Consider the following 19,878-nt stretch of genomic DNA (forward strand, 5'->3'; position numbering starts at 1 on the left):
GGCGAAGGGTGAGGGCAGCAGGCTCAGCGCGTCGGGCGTTCCGCAGCGTACTCCCCGTATTTACCGAACTCCGCCCGGGCGATCGCGCGGTTGTGGACCTCGTCGGGGCCGTCGGCGAAGCGCAGCGTGCGCAGCGCGGCCCAGGCATGGGCGAGGTTGAAGTCCTGGCTGACACCGCCGCCGCCGTGCGCCTGGATCGCGTCGTCGAGGATCTGCAGCGCCATCGTCGGCGCGGCGACCTTGACCATCGCGATCTCGAGCTGCGCCGATTTGTTGCCGGCCTTGTCCATCATGTCCGCCGCCTTGAGGCAGAGGAGACGCGTCATTTCGATGTCGATCCGGGCCTTTGCGATGCGTTGTTCCCACACCGAATGATCGGCGATCCGCTTGCCGAAGGCGACGCGCGACAGGAGGCGCTTGGCCATCGCCTCGATCCCCGTTTCCGCCACGCCGATCGTGCGCATGCAATGGTGGATGCGCCCCGGCCCGAGACGCCCCTGCGCGATCTCGAAGCCGCGGCCTTCGCCGAGCAGCACGTTTGCGACCGGCACGCGCACGTCCTTCATCACCACCTCGCCATGGCCGTGCGGCGCATGGTCGTAGCCGTAGACGGTGAGCATGCGTTCGATGGTGACGCCGGGCGCGTCCATCGGCATCAGGATCATGCTTTGCTGCGCGTGGCGCTTGGCGGATGGATCGGTCTTGCCCATCACGATCGCGACCTTGCAGCGCGGATCGCCGACGCCCGAGGACCACCATTTGCGCCCGTTGATGACGTAATGGTCGCCGTCGCGGACCATCGACGTCTCGATATTGGTCGCATCGGACGAGGCGACCGCGGGTTCGGTCATCAGGAAGGCGGAGCGGATCTCACCGCGCATCAACGGCCCGAGCCAGTGCTCCTTGTGTTCGCGCGTGCCGTAGCGGTGGAACACCTCCATATTGCCGGTGTCGGGGGCGGAGCAGTTGAACACCTCCGACGCCCAGCCGATCTTGCCCATCTCCTCGGCGCACAGCGCATATTCGAGGTTGGTGAGCTGCGTGCCCTCGAATTCGAAGCTGTCGTCGACGTGGGTCTGGCCCGAATTGGGCGGCATGAAGAAATTCCACAGGCCCGCGGCCTTTGCCTTTTCCTTGCACTGTTCGATCGTCTGCAGCACCTTCCAGCGCTCGCCCTCGTGCTCCTCGCGGTCGTGATCGGGGACGCGCGGGCGGATCTCCTGGTCGATGAAGGCGCGTACGCGGTCGCGGAAATAGGTTTCGCGTTCGCTGAGGGTGAAGTCCATGAGGCTCTCTCCGACGTGTCTTTGTGCCGGGTCTAGGCCGTACCGCACATTCGGTAAAGTGGCGCCGCGCGTCGGATCGACGCTTTTTCACGCCTGATCGACGCGATGTAGAAAAAACACTGTTTCTTCGAAAGCGCGATTGATACACTCGCCCGATGGAGCAGACGGAGGCGGACGCCGGCGGCGTCGCGGGGGACGAGGAACAGGGCACGAAGCGCTTCCGGGCGAAGCGTGACGCGATCCTGTCCGCGGCGGCTGAGGCGATCAACGAACAGAGCGCGAAGGGCATGACCTTCGCCGACGTGGCACGGCGCGTCGGGCTGAACACGACCAGCGTCACCTATTATTTCAAGCGCAAGGAGGATCTGGCGGCGGCGGCGTTCGAGCATACGCTCGAGCAATTGCTGGCGATGCTGGACGAGGCGATGGCGGCGGGCGATCCGCGGGCGCGGGTGCGCCGCTATCTGGCGCTCAACATGGAACGGCTGGCGCGGGTACAGCGCGGCGAGGATCGCGCGATGGCCGTCCTGTCCGACCTGCGCGCGACGGAAGAGCCCAACCGTACCCGATTGCTGAATCGCTGGCGCGAGGTGTTCCGGCGGACGCGTGGCCTGTGGGGTCCGGCGGCGAACCGCGCCGAGACCGATCTGTTCGGCGCGCGCGCGCACGTGCTGCTGGAGAACACCTTCTGGCTGCCGGTGTGGCTGGTCCGCTACGAACCCGACCAGTACGACCGGATCGAGGCGCGGTTGATGGACGTGTTCGAGCGCGGCGTCGCCGGGCCGGACGCACGCTGGACGCCGCAGCCGATCGACCTCGACCATGCCGAGACCGAGCCGGGGCGCGCGGCGTTCCTGCTGGCGGCGACGCGGCTCATCAACGAACTGGGCTATCGCGGCGCGTCGGTACAGCGGATCGCGGCGGAGCTGAACGTCACCAAGGGCAGCTTCTACCACCATCTCGACGCCAAGGACGATCTGGTGATCGCCTGCTACCGGCGCAGCTTCGACACGATCAGCGATGCGCAGCGGCTGGCGGACGACGCCGGGGGCACGCACTGGCAGCGGCTGGCGAGCACGATCGCGACGTTGCTCGACGTGCAGTTCGCCGAGCGTGCGCCGCTGCTGCGGACGACGGCGCTGTCGGGATTGCCCGGCGTGGTACGAACCGCGATGGTCGACCGGTCGAACCGGATCGCGCGGCGCTTCGCGGGTACGATGATGGACGGGATCGCGGAAGGGTCGATCCGTGCGGTCGATGCGCTGGTCGCGGCGCAGGCGCTGATGGCGCTGCAGAATGCGGCGTTCGACATGCGCAAATGGGCGGCGACGATGCCGCGCGAGAGAGCGGTGGCGATGTATGCGTCGACGTTGCTGTTCGGATTGTTCGACGATCGGGCTTTGGGGGGGTAGCGGGTCGTTTATTGATCCGGGCGCCCCCATCCGTCACCCCAGCGAAAGCTGGGATCTTCCGCTTTGGCCGAGTCGCTCCGACCCACGCAAAGACCCCAGCTTTCGCTGGGGTGACGGATGGAGGTGTGTCGGATGTCGCGCTCGACGCCGATCGATCCAAACAGTTTTTCGCGCGGAGGCGCGGAGGACGCAGAGAAGAAGAAGGTCGATCTCACGCGAAGACGCTAACATGTTGCGCTTGGGACGACGGTCGGGCGCGTTCGCGTATCTCGGCCCACCCCCTGGCCGTTCGCCCTGAGCCTGTCGAAAGGCAGATGAGACTCATCGTACTTCCACAAGCTCAGCACGAACGGGTTTACTAAGATCGCTTTATCGGCACGGGCAAGTCGGCGACCCCACGGCGCCGCGAGCACGCCATCTTCGCGTCTTCGCGTGAGATCGACCTTCTTCTTCTCTGCGTCCTCCGCGCCTCCGCGCCTCCGCGCGAAAATCCATCTTCTTGTCCTCGCCTCCGCGCGAACCTCAATACCCGTTCAACCGCGCGAAGCGCTCGCGGTGGTACGCCGCATTGCCCCACATCGCCTCCAGCACCGCGGCGCGTTTCAGGTAGAAGCCGGCGTCGTGTTCGTCGGTCATGCCAATGCCGCCATGGAGCTGGATCATCTCGCGGCTGACGAGCTTCAGCGTGTCGCCGGCGACCGCTTTCGCAAGGCTGACCGCCTGGTCGCGGTCGGAGCGGTTGGCGTCGATCGCTTCCAGCGCGCCCTCGACCACCGAACGCATCAGTTCGAGTTCGGTCAGCATCTTCGCCATACGGTGCTGGAGCGCCTGGAAGGTGCTCAAGGGCTGGCCGAACTGGACGCGGGTCTTGAGGTAATCGTTGGTGACGCCGAACGCCTGTTCGGCGAGGCCGAGCATCTCGGCGGTGACCAATGCGGTGGCGTAATCGACGACCTTCGCGGTCAGTTCGGGACCGCCGAGGCGGATCGCGGGGGAATGCTCGAAGCGCACTTCGGCGTGGCTGCGCGCGTCGGCCATGCGGCGGGGCGAGCGGGTGACGCCTTCGTCGCCGGTCACCAGATACAGGCCGTCTTCCGCGGCGACGACGAACGCCGCGGCGCTGTCGCTCTCGGCGACGAACGCCTTGGTGCCGGTCAGGCGGCCGTCGGTAACGGTGGTCGCGATGGCGCCGCCGTGGATCGGGCCTTCGTCGACGGCGAGCGTCGCGACCACGTCGCCGGCGGCGATGCGGGGGAGCCAGTCCGCCTTGGCCTCCTCACTCTCGCCGAGCACGACCGCGCTGGCGGCGGGTCCGATCGCGCCGAGCGGCGTGGCGGCGAGATTGCGGCCGAGTTGCTCGACGACCATGCCGAGCGAGAGGTAGCCCATGCCCGATCCACCATGCGCTTCGGGCACGACGATGCCGCCCCAGCCCATCTGGCCGATCTCGCCCCACGCGGCGGCATCGTACCCCGCGGCGGGGGCGGCATCGCGCAGCCGGCGGAAGGCGGCGACGGGGGATTCGTTGTCCGCCCATTCGCGCGCCATATCGCGGAGCATCGTCTGTTCTTCGGTGAGGACGGCCATGCGGTGTTCCTGAATTTATGGCGGGAGGGTCGGCGACCGGTGTTGTGGCCGCCGCCCTCCCGCTCCTCTCCAAACGGGGATTATTGGTGGTCGAGCATGCCGAGGATGCGCTTGGCGACGATGTTGTTCTGGATCTCGGAGCTGCCGCCGTAGATCGACACCGCCTTGCCCCACAGCCAGGTGCGGGTCTGCGCGAGTTCGGCCTCGCTGAAGCCCTCGCCTTCCCAACCGAGGCCGGCCATCCCCATGATCTCGACGCCCAGTTCGGCGCGGTCCTGGATGATGCGCGCGCCGACGTTCTTCATGATCGACGTCGCGGCGGAGGGGCCGGAATTGGACTTCGCCTCCAGCGCGGCGCGGCGCAGCGTGAGCATGAAGGCGCGCGTGTCCATCTCGTGACGGATCAGACGCATGCGCAGGTCGGCGTCGGACAGGCGCCCTTCCGCGTCGGTGCCGCGATACTCCTTGGCGACCTGGCTGAGCGGCTTGCCGGCGAGCATGCGGCCCGCGGAGCCGCCGCCGCCCGACAGGCTGGAGCGTTCGTGCTGGAGCAGGCGCTTGCCGATCGTCCAGCCTTCGCCCTCGCGGCCGACGAGATTGTCCTTGGGCACTTTCACGTCGGTGAAGAAGGTCTCGCAGAACGGCGACGACCCCGAAATCAGGCGGATCGGCTTCACCTCGACGCCGGGCGAGGTCATATCGATGAGCAGGAAGCTGATACCCTCGTGCTTCTTCGTCTTGTCGGTGCGCACCAGCGCGAAGCATTTGTCGGCCCATTGGCCGCCGGACGTCCAGGTCTTCTGGCCGTTGACGAGATAATGGTCGCCCTTGTCCTCGGCGAACATCTGCAAGCTGGCGAGGTCGGAGCCTGCGCCGGGTTCGGAATAGCCCTGGCACCAGCGCACTTCGTTACGCGCGATGCGCGGGATATGCTCCTGCTTCTGGTCCTCGGTGCCATATTCGAGCAGCGTGGGGCCGAACATCATCACGCCCATGCCGCCGATCGGGTTCCACGCACCGATCCGCGCCATCTCCTCCTGCAGCACGCGCGCCTCGGCACGGGACAGGCCGCCGCCGCCATAGGCCGCAGGCCAGGTGGGGACTCCCCAGCCCTTGTCGCCCATCGCCTTCGTCCACGCCGCCTCGTCCGGAGTCGGATCGTGCGGGCCTTCGAGAGCGGAGAGGCCGCCGTCCTTGTGCGCGAGGGCCTTGGGTAAATTCGCCGCGAGCCAGTCCCGCGCCTCGCTGCGGAAGGCGGCGAGCGGATCGGTGGGGGCGTCGAGTTCGGCGGCGGTGGCCATCGGATATCTCCTCGTCCCGAATCTGAAGATCGGGTATGCTGACGCCGCCATGCCATGAAAGATCGCCGGTGCAAAGCCCCGGCATTGGCTTGGGGAACGCGATGCGGCAGAACGGCGCGGGGTTGCAAGGGGACATGCACGTGCGGTTCGAACACAGAGCGGTGCCGATGGCGCTGGCGGCGGTGCTGATCGACACGATCGGCTTCGGCATCGTCGCGCCGGTGTTTCCGGCGCTGCTGAAGAGCCTGGGCGAGACCGACATCGAACATGCGACGCGGATCGCGGGGTGGATGCTGGTCGTCTATGCCGCGGCGCAGTTCTTCGCGGGGCCGGTGCTCGGCAATCTGTCCGACCGGTTCGGGCGGCGGCCGGTGCTGATCGCATCGATGCTGAGCTTCGGCGTCGATTATGCCGTGATGGCGCTGGCGCCGAGCGTCGCGTGGCTGTTCGCCGGGCGCGCGATCGCCGGGGTGGCGGGTGCGGTCTATGGCCCGGCGGGGTCGGTGATCGCCGACGTGACGCCGCCCGAGAAGCGCGGCGGCACCTTCGCGCTGATCGGCGCGGCGTTCGGGCTGGGGTTCATCATCGGGCCGGCGCTGGGCGGGTTGTTCTCGCTGTGGGGACCGCGCGCGCCGTTCGTCGCGGCGGCGGTGCTGGCGCTGGTCAACGCGAGCGTGATGCTGGTGGCGATGCCGGAGACGCTCAGCCGTGAGAACCGCCGCCCGTTCCGGTGGCGCGACGCGCATGTCGTCGGGGCGTTCCGGCCGCTGTTCCATGCCGGCAACGCCGCGCCGCTGCTGCTCGCAGTGTTCCTGTGGCAGCTGGCGCATATGGTCTATCCGGCGACGTGGAGCTTCTGGGCAACGGCGCGGTTCGGCTGGGATGCGAAGGCGATCGGCTGGAGCCTCGCTTTCGTCGGGCTGGTGTCGACGATCGTGCAGGGCGGGCTGACCGGGCGGACGATCGCGAAGGTCGGGGAGCGGCGGGCGTTGCTGATCGGGCTGATCGCGGGCGGGCTGTCCTTCCTCGCCTTCGCCGGAGTGAGCGAGAGCTGGCAGGTCTATGTCCTGTTCTGCACCAGCGCGCTGTCGGGATTCGCGATGCCGGCGATGCAGGGGCTGCTGTCGCGGATGGTCGATGCGACGCGGCAGGGGCAGTTGCAGGGCGGATTGGGATCGATGGGCAGCGTCGCCGCGATTCTGTCACCGTTGCTGCTCACGCAGGTGCTGGCGTGGGGGATCGACCATGGCTTTCCGGGTGCGGCGTTCGTGATCGCCGGGGTGCTGGGGCTGATGGCCGCTGCCATCGTGGTGGCGCGGGTGCGGGTGGTTTCGGCCGATTAGATTTTCACGCGAAGACGCTAAGACGCGAAGAAGAAAGAAGGTTTTTGTTCGCGCGGAGACGCGGAGACGCGGAGGGGGCTTGTGGCCGCTGTGCCGCGTAAGCGGCTCTCTGATCGCCCGCGGCTGGTGAGAGAGGAAGGCGCTACGCGCCGGGCGCGACACCTCCGCGTCTCCGCGCCTCCGCGTGAATCATCTTCTTCTCTTCGCGTCTTTGCGCCTTCGCGTGAACACTCTCTGCCCAAATTTCGAAGATTGCGTATGGCGCTCGCCCGCCGCTTCACCTAGCCTGACGCGATGCAGACCGCCGCCGACATGCTCGCGTCCGACTTCGCGACGCTCCCCGACCTGATCGCCGTCCATGCCCGTGAGCGGGGGGAGCGGATCGCGCTTGCCGATGGCGGGGGGACGCTCGACTATGCCGGGCTCGACCGGCTGATGGATCGGGTAGCGGCGGCGTTGCAGCGTGATGGCGTGGCGCAGGGACAGGCGGTCGCGGTCGTCGCGCAGGCGAGCGTTGGCTATGCCGCAGTATTCCTGGGGGCGTTGCGCGCGGGATGCGTGGCGACGCCGCTATCGCCGTCCGCGACGCCGGCGGCGATCGCCGCGATGATCGGGGATTGCGGGGCGCCGATCGTGTTCCTGGACGAGGCCAATGCCGCGGTGCTGGCAGAGCAGGCGTTCGCGGCGCGGCGGGTGGTGTTCGGTGCGGGGTTCGAGGACTGGCTGGCGCCGGCGGGTGCGATCCCCTCCCCCGTCGCGATCGCGCCCGGCGATCCATTCAACATCATCTATTCGTCGGGCACGACGGGCAGTCCCAAGGGCATCGTGCAGAGCCATGCGATGCGCTGGGCGCATATCGCGAGCAACGCCGCGGCGGGGTTCGGCGACGCGGTGACGATGATCGCGACGCCGCTCTATTCCAACACCACGCTGGTCAGCTTCCTGCCGACGCTCGGCTGGGGCGGCACCGCGGTGCTGATGGGCAAGTTCGACGCGCGCACCTATCTCACCCTCGCCGAGCGGCATCGCGCGACGCATACGATGCTGGTGCCGGTGCAGTATCAGCGGATCATGGCGCTGCCCGAGTTCGACCGCTTCGATCTCGCCAGCTTCCGCTTCAAGACGAGCACCAGCGCGCCGTTCGCGGCGGCGCTGAAGGCGGACGTGGTCGCGCGCTGGCCGGGACTGCTGGTCGAATATTACGGGATGACCGAAGGCGGCGCGTCGTGCGGGCTCAACGCGAGCGCGCATCCCGACAAGCTGCACACCGTCGGCCAGCCGCTGCCGGGGCATGAGATCCGGTTGATCGACGAGGATGGCAACGAAGTGCCGCCGGGCGGAATGGGCGAGGTCGTCGGGCGGTCGCCGACGATGATGACCGGCTATCACGGCCGCGAGAGCGCGACACGCGAGGCGGAATGGCATGACGCGGACGGCAACCGCTATATCCGCCATGGCGACGTCGGGCGGTTCGATGAGGACGGGTTCCTGATCCTGATGGACCGCAAGAAGGACCTCATCATCTCGGGCGGGTTCAACATCTATCCGTCCGATCTGGAGGCGGTGCTGGCGCAGCATTCCGCGGTGGCGGACGGCAGCGTGATCGGCGCGCCGTCGGAGGCGTGGGGCGAGACGCCGGTCGGCTTCTATGTGGCAAAGCCGGGGTTCGAGGGCGAGGATGCCGGCGACATCCTGTCGTGGGTCAATGCGCGGGTCGGCCGGACGCAGCGGCTGTCGGCGCTGCACCGCGTCGACGAGCTGCCGCGCAGCGCGATCGGCAAGGTGTTGAAGCGCGAATTGCGCGACCGGCTGGAGACGCTGGCATGACGACGCTCGCGGAGGTGATCGCCGCGCTGGAGCCGGTCGAGGGCGGCTGGCGTGGCACCGTGCCCGAGGGCTGGCTGCAGGGGCGGACGACCTATGGCGGGCTGTCGTCGGCGCTGGCGCTGCATGCGGCGATGGCGTCGGACACCGACCTGCCGCCGCTGCGGTCGGCGCTGGTCGCGTTCGTCGGCCCGCTGAACGGCGCCGTCACGGTTTCGGCGACGCGGCTGCGGCGCGGGCGCAACGCGGCGTTCGTGCAGGCCGACGTGACGAGCGACGCCGGCCTCGGGCTGCGCGCGACCTTCGTGTTCATGGGCGCGGCGCCGTCGGCGGTCGATCATCGCACCGGCACCGCGCCGGAGATTGCCCGCCCCGGTCCCGACCACAAGGTGCTGCGCGGCCATCCCGCGATCGCGTTCAGCCGGAATTTCGAGCTGGTCGAGGGGCGCGACGCCGGGCCGGCGGAATGGCTGCGCTGGGTAAGGCTGAAGGAGCGCGACGGGCTCGACCCGATGGTCGAGCTGATCGCAGTCGCGGATTGCCTGCCACCCGCCGCGCTGAAGCTGGTCGGCAGGCCGGCGCCGGTGAGCTCGATGACGTGGCAGCTCAACCTGCTCGGGTCCGCGCCGGTGACCGAGGACGGCTGGTGGCTGCTGCGCGCGACGACGGACTATGCGCAGGGCGGCAATTCGAACCAGCGGATGGGTATCTGGGCGGCGGACGGCACGCCGGTCGCCGACGGGATGCAGAGCGTCGCGGTCTTCGCTTAGCGGTCAGGCAGCGTGGGCGTGCGGGGCCTTCTGCAGCGCCGCACGCTGCCGCCGCGCCTTCGCCGCACGCTTCGCCGCGTAGAGCGCGGCATCCGCCTCCGCCAGCAGCGCCGTCGCCGGCTGGGTGGCGAGCGATCCCGACGCGATGCCGATGCTGACGCCGACCTGCACCTGTCCGCCGTCATCGTCGAGCGGCACCGGCTGCGCGACTAGCCGTCGCAGCGCGGTCGCCACCGCGCTGCGGGTACGAGCCGCCTCGCCGGTCAGGACGAGGACGAATTCGTCGCCGCCGAGGCGCGCGGCGGGCTGTCCGTCGGCGATGCCGTGCAGCCGCGCGCCGGTCGCCGCCAGCACGCGGTCGCCCGCGGCATGGCCGTGACGGTCATTGACCCCCTTGAACCCGTCGAGGTCGAGGTACAGCAGCGCGACCTCCACCGCCGGCAGGGCCGCCAGCGCGGCCTCCAGACCGGCGCGGTTGAGCAGGCCGGTGAGGCTGTCGGTTTCCGCCAGAAGGCGCGCCCTGCGCTCGGCGGCGAGCATGGAGCGGATCGTCCGGTTGTTCTGCATCGCCAGCACCGCGGTGCCCACCACCAGCACGACGAAGAGCAGCGCGACGAACGGCCTGAACGCGGCGAATGCCACCGTCATCGGCGTGGCGACGACGACGACCATGCCGATGCCGAGGCGCGGCAGCCCCGCCCAGCGCGTCGCCAGCCCGGCGAGCAATGCCATGACGCCCAGGGTCGAGGCGATCCGCAACGTATCGATCCCGGTCGCGAAGCTCGCCGCGCAACCGATGCCGAAGGTCGTGAACATGAGGCAGGCCGCGATCATGATCGCGCACGCGGTGCGTTCGGGAACGCGGCTGCGGGCACGCCATGCCGCGATCGCCGGCATCAGGCGGGCGGTCAGCAGGATCGCATCGACGATCAGCCACACGATCGCCCAGCCCGCACCGGTCGTCCAGGCGGTGGCGATGCCGACCATCATGAAGCCCATGCTGGCCGTGATGACGCCCAGCGGCCGCAGCATCATCGTATGGATCAGATCGGCACGCAGCACCGCATCGTCGACCGGAAAGCCGGCGAGCCGCCCGAACACGCGCACCAGCCTGCCTGCCCAGCCATCGTCCGTCGTCATCGGTCCCCCCGGTTCTGGGCAGCATCGCGCAGAGCGGTTAAGAATTGGTGCGGGACGCGTGTCCGCCGTGTTTGCGACAGATTGCGACAATCCACCCGCCGCCGGGCATACGGCCGCGACAGGCGTGCGCGATAAACCGCCTGTACGGTGCGGGATCGGCCCGGCCGGTGGAGATGACGGACGATGCGTATTCCCTTTGCCATGGTGATGGCGGCGAGCGGCATGCTGGCGGCGAGTGCAGGCGCGCAGATGGCGGCGCCCCCTGCCCCGTCCCCGCGCCCCGGCGCCGGATGGATGCGCGCGGATGCAAACCGCGACGGGATCGTCACCCGCGCCGAGGTGATCGCCGAAGCGGACGCACGCTTCGCAGCGATGGACGCGAACAAGGACGGCAAGGTCACCGCCGAAGAGCGCGACGCGATGCGCGCGCAACGCCAGGCCGGGGCGCCGCGCGGCGGCGGCGGGTTCGGCATGCGGGGCGGCGACGACGGCGTGCTGACCCGCGAGGAGGCCACGGCGCGCGCGGCGGCACGCTTCGATCGCGCCGATACCAACCACGACGGCAAGCTCGATGCCGCGGAGATCGCCGCGGCACGGCCGATGCGGGGCCCGCGCGGCGGCGGCGACATGCCCCCGCCCCCGCCCGCACCGCCCGCACCGCCGGCCCCGCCGGCCCCGCCGGCCCCGCCGGCCCCGCCGGCAAAGTGACATTCCCACCGGCGGGCCGCAACCCGCCCGGCTTTGCAGGAGGGCCGCAGGTGTCTAATGCCGACACGATGGGAGACATGCCGCACCTGCTGCTCGTCGATGACGAGCGTTCGATCCGCGAGCCGCTGGCGCAATATCTGACCAAACAGGGCTTTCGCGTGACGCAGGCGGCGGATGCGGAGAGCGCGCGGACGCGGCTGGCGGCCTATGCGATCGACCTCGTCATCCTCGACGTGATGATGCCGGGCGAGGACGGGCTGTCGCTGTGCCGGCATATCGCCGCGACCAGCGACACGCCCGTCATCCTGCTGACCGCCAAGGCGGAGGAGACCGACCGCATCGTGGGCCTCGAGATGGGCGCCGACGATTATGTCGTGAAGCCCTTCTCGCCGCGCGAGCTGGCGACGCGGGTCAAGGTGGTGCTGCGCCGGCTGACCGCGGGCGGGGCGCGCCAGCATGCGCCGGAGAGCGGTTCCTACGCCTTCGCCGGCTGGGTGCTCAAGACCGGCGAGCGCGCGCTGGTCGATCGCGAGGGCGTTTCGGTGGCGCTGTCGACCGGCGAATACAATCTGCTGCTCGCGCTGGTGACGCGACCGCGGCAGGTGCTGACCCGCGACCAATTGCTCGACCTGACGCAGGGGCGCGAGGCGGCGGCGTTCGATCGCGCGGTCGACAATCAGGTGAGCCGCCTGCGCCGCAAGATCGAGGCCGACGCCAAGGCGCCCGACATCATCAAGACGGTATGGGGCGGCGGCTATACGCTGGCGGCGGAAGTGACGCGCCTGTGAGGCTGTGGCCGCGCAGCCTCGCCGGGCAGATGGCGGTGCTGATCGCGCTGGCGTTGTTCGTCGCGCAGGCGGTCAATTTCGGGCTGGCGTTGCGCGAGCGTGCCGAGTTTCGGCTGGCGCAGGCGACGCGGCCGGTCGCGGTGCGGATCGCCGATGCGATCGAGCGCGAAACGCAAGGCGTGCGGCCGATCCCGCGCGACCGCGGCCGGATCCGCCGCGCGGATCGCGACGGCATTCCGCCGGCGCTGCCGCGGTTGCCGGAACTGGCGAGCGAACTCCGCACGCAATTGCACGAACAGGGCGTCGAGGTCGGCCGGATCGACACCGGCGTGCGCGGCTGGACGCCGGCGGACGATGCGGTGCTGGGCCGTGGCTTCCCGCGTGGCAACCGGGTGCGGGACGAACGCGACCGCCCGGCGCAGGCGCTGCTGATCGCGATCGAGCGGCCGGGGCATGGCTGGCTGGCGGTGATCGTGCCGTGGGGCGAGAATGGGAGCATGCGGCTGTTCTGGCGGCTCTTCGCGCAGACGCTGATCCTGTACGGCATCGTGCTGTTGCCGGTGCTGTGGATCGCGCGGCGCATCTCGCGACCGTTGCGCGACCTGACCGCGGCGGCGCAGCGCTTCGGCCGCGGCGGCGACGCGCCGGTGGCGGTCGAGGTGCGCGGGCCCGCCGATATCGCCGGGCTGGTCAGCTCGTTCAACGCGCTGCAGCTGCGCGTCACCGCGATGCTCGACGAGAAGGACCGGATGCTCGGCGCGATCGGCCACGACCTGCGCACGCCGCTCGCCGCGCTGCGCGTGCGGGTGGAATCGGTCGAGGACGATACCGACCGTACGCGGATGACCGAGACGATCGCCGAGATGAACCGGACGCTCGACGACATCCTGTCGCTGGCGCGGATGGGGCGGCCGAGCGAACCGCTGACCGAGGTCGACCTCGCCGCGCTGGTCGATGCGGTGGTCGAGGACTTCCGCGATCTGGGGCAGGATGTCGCGTTCGAGGAGGCGGCACGGCTGCGCATGCGGTTGCGGCCGTCGCTGATCCGGCGGGCGATCCGCAACCTGATCGAGAATGCGGTGAAGTACGGCGGCGGCGCCGAGGTCCGGCTGGTCGCGGAAGAACGGCGCGTCGCGATCGAGGTCGCCGATCGCGGGCCGGGCATCCCCGGCGAACGGCTGGGCGACGTGTTCGAGGCGTTCACCCGGCTGGAAACGTCGCGCAACCGCGATACGGGGGGAATCGGGCTGGGGCTGGCGCTGGCGCGGACGATCGTGCGCGAGGCGGGCGGCGACGTGCGGCTGGCGAACCGCGACGGCGGCGGTTTGTGCGCGACGATCGAATTGCCACGGTAAGAGCCCCCTACCCGTTCGCCCTGGGAGCAGGTCGTCGAGGCCCCCGGCCTCAACTGAAACGTCCGGGGGACGTTTCACCTGCTCACTGTCGAAGGGCAGGTGAGACTCATCGTACTTCGACAGGCTCAGCACGAACGGTTCGGGAGGTCATCGTCGCGCGATGAAATGGAGGGGGATCAATCCTCCGCGATCTGGCTGTGCGCCCGCGTGTCACGCATGCGCCAGTAGGTGATGAGCGATACCGCGATCATCGCGGTCACGTACCAGTAGAACGCCCGCTCCATGTGCGCGGTCTTGAGCCAGAGCGCGACATATTCCGCCGTGCCGCCGAACGCGGTGTTGGCCAGCGCATAGGGCAAGGCGACGCCCAGCGCGCGGATATGCGCCGGGAACAGCTCCGCCTTCACCACCGCGTTGATCGCGGTATAGCCGGTGACGATCACCAGCGCGACCATCACGAGGCCCCAGGCGATCACCGGATCGCGCACCGTTTCCAGCGCGGTGAAGATCGGCACGGTCGCGACGACGCCGGCGATGCCGAAGCCGATCATCAGCGGCCGCCGGCCGATCCGGTCGGACAAGGCGCCCGCCAGCGGCTGGAGCGCGGCGTAGAGCGCGAGCGCGGCGGTCATGATCCACGTCGCGCTTTCGCGGCTGAAGCCGCTGGTGTTGACCAGGAACTTTTGCATGTAGGTCGTGTACGCATAGAAGGCGAGCGTGCCGCCGGCAGTGAGCAGCACGACCGTTGCCGCCTGGCGCGGGTGCTGGGTAAAGAGCAGCCAGCCGCTCGATTTGGGCTGGCCCTTGGCGTTGGTGAAGGCTTCGGTCTCCATCAGCCCGCGGCGGATGCGGAAGACGACGATCGCGAGCAGCCCGCCCAAGGCGAACGGCAGGCGCCAGCCCCATTCCTCGAGCTGCGCCTCGCTGAGCACCGCCTGCAGCAGCAGCAGCGTGAACAGCGCCATCAGCTGCCCGGCGATCAGCGTGACGTACTGGAAGGAGGAGAAGAAGCCGCGGCGGTTCTTGCCCGCCATTTCCGACAGATAGACCGCGCTCGCGCCATATTCGCCGCCGACCGACAGGCCCTGCATCAATCGCGCGAAGACGAGCAAAGCGGGCGCCCCCCAGCCGATCGTCGCATAGCTGGGACAGATCGCGATCAGGAAGGCACCCGCGCACATCAGCGTCACCGACAGCGTCAGCCCCGCCTTGCGCCCGCGCCGGTCGGCGTAGATGCCCATGATCCACGCGCCGATCGGCCGCATGACGAAGCCGACCGCGAACACCGCCGCGATGCTGAGCAATTCGGCGGTCTTGTCGCCCTTCGGAAAGAAATGCGGCGCGAAATACAGGCCGAAGGCGGAATAGACGTACCAGTCGAACCATTCGACGAGATTGCCCGCCGATCCGCCGAGGATCGACTTTAGCCGACCCGCGGGTGCCGACGCGGCGCTCACTTGGCCGCTCCCGTCGGGAAGCCGCGCTTCTCGAGCAATGCATCGACGTCGGGATCGCGCCCGCGGAAGGCGCGATAGGCGGCGGCGCGGTCGGTCTCGTTACCGGTCGATAGCAGGATCTTGGCGAAGCTGTCGGCGGTCGCCTTGTCCCACGGGCTGCCCGCCTCCTCGAACGCGGCGAAGGTGTCGGCGTCCATCGTCTCCGACCAGAGGTAGCTGTAATAACCCGCCGAATAGCTGTCCGACGAGAACAGGTGATTGAAGTGCGGCAGGCGGTGCCGCATCACGATCTCCTTCGGCATGCCGATCTCGGCCAGTGCCTTACGCTCGAACGCGTCGGGATCGACGACGCCGTCGGGCACCGTGTGCAGCTTCATGTCGACGATCGCCGAGGACAGATATTCGGTAGTCGCGAAGCCCTGGTTGAAGGTCTTCGACGCTTCGATCTTGTCGAGCAGCACCTGCGGCATCGCCGCGCCGGTCTGGTAATGGCGCGCATATTTGTCGAGCACGTCGCGGGTGAGCAGCCAATGCTCGTTCACCTGGCTGGGATATTCGACGAAGTCGCGCGGCGTGCCGGCGAGGCCGGGATAGGTGACGTTCTGCAGCATCGCATGAATCGCGTGGCCGAATTCGTGGAACAGCGTCTGCGCATCGTCGAGGCTGATGAGGATCGGCTCGCCCTTCGCACCCTTCGCAAAATTGTTGTTGTTCGACGACAGCACGGTCTGCGCCGGCGCGAGATTGCGCTGATTGCGATACGTATTCGCCCAGGCACCCGAGCGCTTGCCGGTCCGCGCGAAATCGTCGCGGTAGAACAGGCCGACCTCTTTGCCGTTGCGGTCGGTGACGTGCCAGACGCGCATGTTCGGTTCGAACACCGGCACGGTGCCGGTGATCTCCTTGAAATTCAACCCGTACAGCCGGTTGGCGGCGTAGAGCGAACCCTGGATGATGTTGTTGAGTTCGAAATACGGCTTCAGCTGCGCCTGATCGAGGTCGTAGCGGGCTTTGCGGACCTGTTCCTGATAGAAGCGGTAATCCCACGGTTCGATCGTGATCTTTGCCGGCCCCTTGTCGGCGATCGCCTGCATATCGCGGACCTCTTCGCCGACGCGCGCCTTCGCGGCGGGCCAGACGCGCAGCATCAGGTCCATCGCCGCCGCCGGCGTCTTGGCCATCGTGTCCTGCATCCGCCAGTCGGCATGCGTCCTGAAGCCGAGCAGGTGGGCGCGGTCAGCCCGCAGCTTGACGATCTGCGCGATCGTCGCATTGGTATCGTTGGCGTCGCCATTGTCGCCGCGGTTGGTGAAGGCGCGCCAGACCTTCTCGCGCAAGGCGCGGTTGCTCGCGAAGGTGAGGACGGGATCGACCGCGGAACGGGTGTTGACGATCGCCCAGCCGGTCTGGCCGCGTTCGGTCGCGGCGGCCCTGGCGACCGCCTTGACGCTGTCGGGAACGCCGGCGAGTTCGGCCTCATCGGTGACGAGGATCGCTGTGCCTTCATCCGCGAGCAGGCGCTTCGAGAAATCGCTGAATGCGCTCGCCAGCTGCTGGTTGTACGCCGACAGCTGCGCCTTCTGCGCCGCGTTCAGCTTCGCGCCCTGACGGACGTAGCTGTCGTAGGTGCGCGTCACCAGCCGCTGCTGCTGCGCGTCGAGCTTGGCGCGCGCGGCATAGACCGCCTCGATCCGCGCGAAGAGCTTGGGGTCGAAGGTGATCGCATCCGACGCAGCGGCGAATTTGGGCGACCATTCGCGGTCGAGTGCCTGATAGACCGGGCTGTTCATGTTGCCGGTCATCACCCCGAACAGCGTCATCACCCGGCCATAGCGCTGGCCGGCGAGCTGCATCGGCACGAAGGTGTTGGCGAAGGTCGGGGCGGCGGGATCGTCGGCGATGCGGCGATAGTCGGCGGCGCGTTCGGCGAGCGCGGCCTCGAACGCCGCCGGAAACAGCTCCGGCTTCACCTTGTCCCACGGCGGCACCCCGCCATAGGGACCGGTCCATTCGGCGAGCAGCGGATTGGCAGTGGCGTCCGCCCGCGTCGCCTGTCCGGCGGGCGATTGCGCGAGTGCACCGGTGGCCATCAGCGCGGCGGCGCCGGCGGCGAGAAGCGGATGGGGCAAGACACTCTCCAGATCATGATGCGGCCGATCATAGCCGCTGATCCGCGCGCGTCACCCCGTCTGCCGGCAGCGCGTCACGTTTGGGCGAGCGCCCGTTCCGCCCCGGCGATCAGCCGCCGCCCGGTTTCCGCCGCCGCATAGGGCGTCATCGTCACCGCGACGCCATCGGGGCCGTCGAGCATCACGTGCCCGTCGGCGATCGACACCACCCCCGGATCGGACTGGGCCGCCATCGAGCGCCCCTCAGACGGCACGTTCAGTTCGTCTGCCATTGGCTCATGTCCGAATAGAGGTAGTCGCCCTGGAATTCGGCGATCGCGCTGAGGCCGGGCTGGTCGAGGATGTCGACCCGGCCGCTGCGGAACGTCATCAGCCCGCGCTCGCGCAGTAGCCGGAGGGTCCGGTTGACGTGGACGCCGGTCAGGCCGCACGCCTCGGCGAGGTCGGGCTGGGTGAGCGGCAGGTCGAACCGCCCGCCTTCGGCCAGCCCGACCAGCATCAGCCGGGCGTGGAGTTCGCAGAAGAAATGCGCGACCCGCCCCTCGGCACTGAGCCGGCCGAGGCGGAAGATCCATTCGCGGTGCATCGCCGCATCGACCAGCGTCGAGAACCACAGCACGCGCGTGAGGTGCGGATGGCGTTCGGTGATGCCGATCAGCTTGCGGTGGTCGAACATCGCCATCGTCACTGGCCCCAGCGTGCCGACGTCGTGGTCGAGCCGCCCGGTCGGAAAGCCGTGCAGATCGACGAAATCGCCGGGGACGTGGACCGACACCAGCTGCCGATACCCCTCGCGATCGTCCATGTAGCGGGTGACGTAGCCGCTGACGATCATCATGCTGGTATCGACCGGCTCGCCGCGGCGGATCAGGTGATGCCGCGCGGGAAAATCCTTCACGCTGCAGCAATCCTCGAGCACTTGGCGCTCTTCCGCCGTCATCCGGTCGCGGCCGCGGCCGAGCAGGAAGCGCGCCGTCCGCGGGTAGCGGGCAAGGTCGGGAGGCGGCAGGATCGGATCGGCATCGTCTCTCATCACCCCGCACAAACTCGAAACAGGGGCGTAACGTTCCCGATGGGTTCGCGAACCGCCCACGACGACTTCACGGCGCAGCATTTCACCGGTACGCAGCCCGCCGAGCCGCTGACGCGCCCGGAACGCCGGATGCGAAAGCGGCACTTGCCCGCGCGGAACAGCTTGCCGTCCCGCGCGGTTTCGCATCGACAATCGCGGCCGAACGTCTCGCCCGCTTGCCGTGCTGCGCAGGCAGCCACGGCCGACAACGGGGATCAGGGGTTCATGCTCGATACGGCTCGCAACGTCTGGCGCATCGAGCATGCCGACCGGCTGTCGGTGATCGTCGATGCCGACCGCTATTTCGGCGTCGCGCGCGAAGCGTTCGCCAATGCGAAGCAGCGGATCATGCTGGTCGGCTGGGACTTCGACGCGCGGATCAGGTTGATGGGCAGCGGCAGCAACGTGGCCGGGCCGGAGACGGTCGGCGATTTCCTGTACGAGCTGGTCGAGCGCAATCCCAAGCTGGAGCTATACCTGCTGCGCTGGGACGTCGGCGCGCTGAAGTCAATCTTTCGCGGCAAGACGATGTTCACCGTGCTGAAATGGGCGCGGCATCCGCGCATCCACGTCAAGCTCGACGCGCATCATCCGACGGGGTCGTCGCATCACCAGAAGATCGTGTCGATCGACGATTGCCTCGCCTTTTGCGGCGGGATCGACATGACCGCCGAACGCTGGGACACGCGCGCGCACCGCGACGACGATCCCGGCCGGCGGCTGCCCGGCGGTGCGCCGTACAAGCCGTGGCACGATGCGACCACCGCGATCACCGGCGCCGCGGCGCATGCGCTGGCCGAGCTGTGCCGAAATCGCTGGCGCCATGCGACGGGCGTGCGGCTGAACCCGGTCGAGGGCAGCGTGTCGTGCTGGCCGGACTCACTGGAACCGACGTTCGAGAACGTCGAGCTCGGCATCGCGCGCAGCCAGCCCGAAATGCCCGGCGAGCCGCCGGTGACCGAGGTCGAGGCGCTGTTCCTCGACCAGATCAGGGCGGCCAGACGCCATATCTATTGCGAGAGCCAGTATTTCGCCTCGCGCCGGATCGCCGAGGCGATCGCCGCGCGGCTCGACGAGGCGGACGGGCCGGAGATCGTCATCGTCAACCCGCTGACCGCGCAAGGCTGGCTGGAGCCGCTGGCGATGGACACCGCGCGCGCGCGGCTGGTCGAGACGCTGCGGCGGCGCGACACACATGGCCGGCTGCGGCTGTACCATCCCTTCACGCGCGGCGGCGAGGCGATCTATTGCCATGCCAAGATCACGATCATCGACGACACGCAGTTGAGGATCGGATCGGCGAACATCAACAACCGTTCGCTGCGGCTCGACACTGAATGCGACGTGGTGCTGGATGCCGAGCGGCATCCGGGCGCGGGGCTGGAGGCGAAGATCGCCGCGACGCGCCACGATTTGATGGCCGAGCACCTCGACGTGCCGCCTGAGCGCGTCGCGCAGCTGATCGAGCAGACCGGATCGCTGATCGAGACGATCGAGCGGCTGCGCGGCCCCGGCCGGTCGCTGCGCCCGTACGAGGTGCCCGACCTCGACGGGATCGAGACATGGCTCGCCGACAACGAGGTGCTCGACCCCGAGGGCCCGGGCGAGATGTTCGAGGCGACGACGTACCGCGGGCTGTTCCGCGGGCGGTTGCGGCGGGGGTAGGCGGGCAATCCGCTCCCTCTACCGAACAGTCCGTCACCCCG

At 68.7% G+C, this 19,878-nt stretch carries 16 protein-coding genes; 8 read left to right on the forward strand and 8 right to left on the reverse strand.

The features are described from left to right. Positions 1 to 23: 23 nt before the first annotated feature. Positions 24 to 1,286, reverse strand: a complete 1,263-nt coding sequence (locus M9979_RS00700) for an acyl-CoA dehydrogenase family protein (protein WP_254287399.1) — start codon at positions 1,284 to 1,286, stop codon at positions 24 to 26. Between the two features lie 155 nt (positions 1,287 to 1,441). On the opposite strand from M9979_RS00700, the gene M9979_RS00705 reads away from it, so the two are divergent. Then, complete coding sequence (locus tag M9979_RS00705) at positions 1,442 to 2,698, forward strand: TetR/AcrR family transcriptional regulator (protein WP_254287400.1); 1,257 nt, start codon at positions 1,442 to 1,444, stop codon at positions 2,696 to 2,698. A gap of 522 nt (positions 2,699 to 3,220) precedes the next feature. On the opposite strand, the gene M9979_RS00710 is transcribed toward M9979_RS00705, so the two are convergent. Together M9979_RS00710 and M9979_RS00715 are read right to left on the reverse strand one after the other, a co-directional pair. Continuing rightward, positions 3,221 to 4,285, reverse strand: a complete 1,065-nt coding sequence (locus M9979_RS00710) for an acyl-CoA dehydrogenase family protein (RefSeq protein WP_254287401.1) — start codon at positions 4,283 to 4,285, stop codon at positions 3,221 to 3,223. An 80-nt stretch (positions 4,286 to 4,365) separates the two neighbouring features. Continuing rightward, positions 4,366 to 5,586, reverse strand: coding sequence for an acyl-CoA dehydrogenase family protein (locus M9979_RS00715; protein WP_254287402.1), 1,221 nt, complete (start codon positions 5,584 to 5,586; stop codon positions 4,366 to 4,368). A 134-nt stretch (positions 5,587 to 5,720) separates the two neighbouring features. Here M9979_RS00715 and M9979_RS00720 point away from each other — a divergent pair, with 134 nt between their 5' ends. The 3 genes from M9979_RS00720 (at position 5,721) to M9979_RS00730 (ending at position 9,523) form a co-directional block, all read left to right on the forward strand. Further along, positions 5,721 to 6,929: a TCR/Tet family MFS transporter gene (locus M9979_RS00720; RefSeq protein ID WP_422921410.1), complete on the forward strand. Its 1,209-nt coding sequence runs from the start codon at positions 5,721 to 5,723 to the stop codon at positions 6,927 to 6,929. A 294-nt stretch (positions 6,930 to 7,223) separates the two neighbouring features. After that, complete coding sequence (locus M9979_RS00725) at positions 7,224 to 8,756, forward strand: class I adenylate-forming enzyme family protein (protein WP_254287404.1); 1,533 nt, start codon at positions 7,224 to 7,226, stop codon at positions 8,754 to 8,756. Further along, entirely contained in the window at positions 8,753 to 9,523 is a 771-nt protein-coding gene (locus M9979_RS00730; protein WP_254287405.1) for an acyl-CoA thioesterase, read from the forward strand. The genes M9979_RS00725 and M9979_RS00730 overlap by 4 nt, the downstream gene beginning before the upstream one ends. Positions 9,524 to 9,526: 3 nt before the next feature. Here M9979_RS00730 and M9979_RS00735 read toward each other — a convergent pair whose 3' ends face one another. Further along, a complete protein-coding gene (locus M9979_RS00735) occupies positions 9,527 to 10,663 on the reverse strand; it encodes a GGDEF domain-containing protein (RefSeq protein ID WP_254287406.1) in 1,137 nt (378 codons plus the stop codon). A gap of 183 nt (positions 10,664 to 10,846) precedes the next feature. Here M9979_RS00735 and M9979_RS00740 point away from each other — a divergent pair, with 183 nt between their 5' ends. From M9979_RS00740 to M9979_RS00750, 3 genes are all read left to right on the forward strand, one after another. Continuing rightward, entirely contained in the window at positions 10,847 to 11,371 is a 525-nt protein-coding gene (locus tag M9979_RS00740) for a hypothetical protein (protein WP_254287407.1), read from the forward strand. A 68-nt stretch (positions 11,372 to 11,439) separates the two neighbouring features. Beyond that, positions 11,440 to 12,159 carry a response regulator gene (locus M9979_RS00745; RefSeq protein ID WP_254287546.1) on the forward strand — a complete coding sequence of 240 codons (720 nt, stop codon included), beginning with the start codon at positions 11,440 to 11,442 and terminating at the stop codon, positions 12,157 to 12,159. A gap of 29 nt (positions 12,160 to 12,188) precedes the next feature. Continuing rightward, a complete protein-coding gene (locus tag M9979_RS00750; protein WP_254287547.1) occupies positions 12,189 to 13,514 on the forward strand; it encodes a sensor histidine kinase in 1,326 nt (441 codons plus the stop codon). A 176-nt stretch (positions 13,515 to 13,690) separates the two neighbouring features. On the opposite strand, the gene M9979_RS00755 is transcribed toward M9979_RS00750, so the two are convergent. The 4 genes from M9979_RS00755 to M9979_RS00770 all read right to left on the reverse strand — a co-directional run bounded on the left by M9979_RS00755 (position 13,691) and on the right by M9979_RS00770 (position 18,133). Further along, positions 13,691 to 14,971, reverse strand: a complete 1,281-nt coding sequence (locus M9979_RS00755; RefSeq protein ID WP_254287408.1) for an MFS transporter — start codon at positions 14,969 to 14,971, stop codon at positions 13,691 to 13,693. Further along, on the reverse strand, positions 14,968 to 17,100 hold the full coding sequence (locus M9979_RS00760) for a M3 family metallopeptidase (RefSeq protein ID WP_254287409.1): 2,133 nt from the start codon (positions 17,098 to 17,100) through the stop codon (positions 14,968 to 14,970). Before M9979_RS00760 ends, M9979_RS00755 begins: the two co-directional genes overlap by 4 nt. Positions 17,101 to 17,174: 74 nt before the next feature. Continuing rightward, entirely contained in the window at positions 17,175 to 17,372 is a 198-nt protein-coding gene (locus M9979_RS00765; RefSeq protein WP_254287554.1) for a hypothetical protein, read from the reverse strand. After that, positions 17,357 to 18,133: a Crp/Fnr family transcriptional regulator gene (locus M9979_RS00770; protein WP_254287410.1), complete on the reverse strand. Its 777-nt coding sequence runs from the start codon at positions 18,131 to 18,133 to the stop codon at positions 17,357 to 17,359. Before M9979_RS00770 ends, M9979_RS00765 begins: the two co-directional genes overlap by 16 nt. A 264-nt stretch (positions 18,134 to 18,397) precedes the next feature. On the opposite strand from M9979_RS00770, the gene M9979_RS00775 reads away from it, so the two are divergent. Next, complete coding sequence (locus tag M9979_RS00775) at positions 18,398 to 19,837, forward strand: phospholipase D-like domain-containing protein (protein ID WP_254287411.1); 1,440 nt, start codon at positions 18,398 to 18,400, stop codon at positions 19,835 to 19,837. Positions 19,838 to 19,878 lie beyond the last annotated feature (41 nt).

This window comes from Sphingomonas liriopis (assembly GCF_024211255.1).
Lineage (GTDB): Bacteria > Pseudomonadota > Alphaproteobacteria > Sphingomonadales > Sphingomonadaceae > Sphingomonas > Sphingomonas liriopis.

What these genes read in the sequence shown, in the direction of transcription:
- M9979_RS00730 (WP_254287405.1), top strand. Translation starts at nt 8,753, where the DNA reads ATGACGACGCTCGCGGAGGTGATCGCCGCGCTGGAGCCGGTCGAGGGC.
- M9979_RS00705 (WP_254287400.1), top strand. Translation starts at nt 1,442, where the DNA reads ATGGAGCAGACGGAGGCGGACGCCGGCGGCGTCGCGGGGGACGAGGAA.
- M9979_RS00740 (WP_254287407.1), top strand. Translation starts at nt 10,847, where the DNA reads ATGCGTATTCCCTTTGCCATGGTGATGGCGGCGAGCGGCATGCTGGCG.
- M9979_RS00775 (WP_254287411.1), top strand. Translation starts at nt 18,398, where the DNA reads ATGCTCGATACGGCTCGCAACGTCTGGCGCATCGAGCATGCCGACCGG.
- M9979_RS00715 (WP_254287402.1), bottom strand. Translation starts at nt 5,586, where the DNA reads ATGGCCACCGCCGCCGAACTCGACGCCCCCACCGATCCGCTCGCCGCC.
- M9979_RS00725 (WP_254287404.1), top strand. Translation starts at nt 7,224, where the DNA reads ATGCAGACCGCCGCCGACATGCTCGCGTCCGACTTCGCGACGCTCCCC.
- M9979_RS00765 (WP_254287554.1), bottom strand. Translation starts at nt 17,372, where the DNA reads ATGGCAGACGAACTGAACGTGCCGTCTGAGGGGCGCTCGATGGCGGCC.
- M9979_RS00735 (WP_254287406.1), bottom strand. Translation starts at nt 10,663, where the DNA reads ATGACGACGGACGATGGCTGGGCAGGCAGGCTGGTGCGCGTGTTCGGG.
- M9979_RS00720 (WP_422921410.1), top strand. Translation starts at nt 5,721, where the DNA reads ATGCACGTGCGGTTCGAACACAGAGCGGTGCCGATGGCGCTGGCGGCG.
- M9979_RS00745 (WP_254287546.1), top strand. Translation starts at nt 11,440, where the DNA reads ATGGGAGACATGCCGCACCTGCTGCTCGTCGATGACGAGCGTTCGATC.
- M9979_RS00700 (WP_254287399.1), bottom strand. Translation starts at nt 1,286, where the DNA reads ATGGACTTCACCCTCAGCGAACGCGAAACCTATTTCCGCGACCGCGTA.
- M9979_RS00770 (WP_254287410.1), bottom strand. Translation starts at nt 18,133, where the DNA reads ATGAGAGACGATGCCGATCCGATCCTGCCGCCTCCCGACCTTGCCCGC.
- M9979_RS00710 (WP_254287401.1), bottom strand. Translation starts at nt 4,285, where the DNA reads ATGGCCGTCCTCACCGAAGAACAGACGATGCTCCGCGATATGGCGCGC.
- M9979_RS00750 (WP_254287547.1), top strand. Translation starts at nt 12,189, where the DNA reads ATGGCGGTGCTGATCGCGCTGGCGTTGTTCGTCGCGCAGGCGGTCAAT.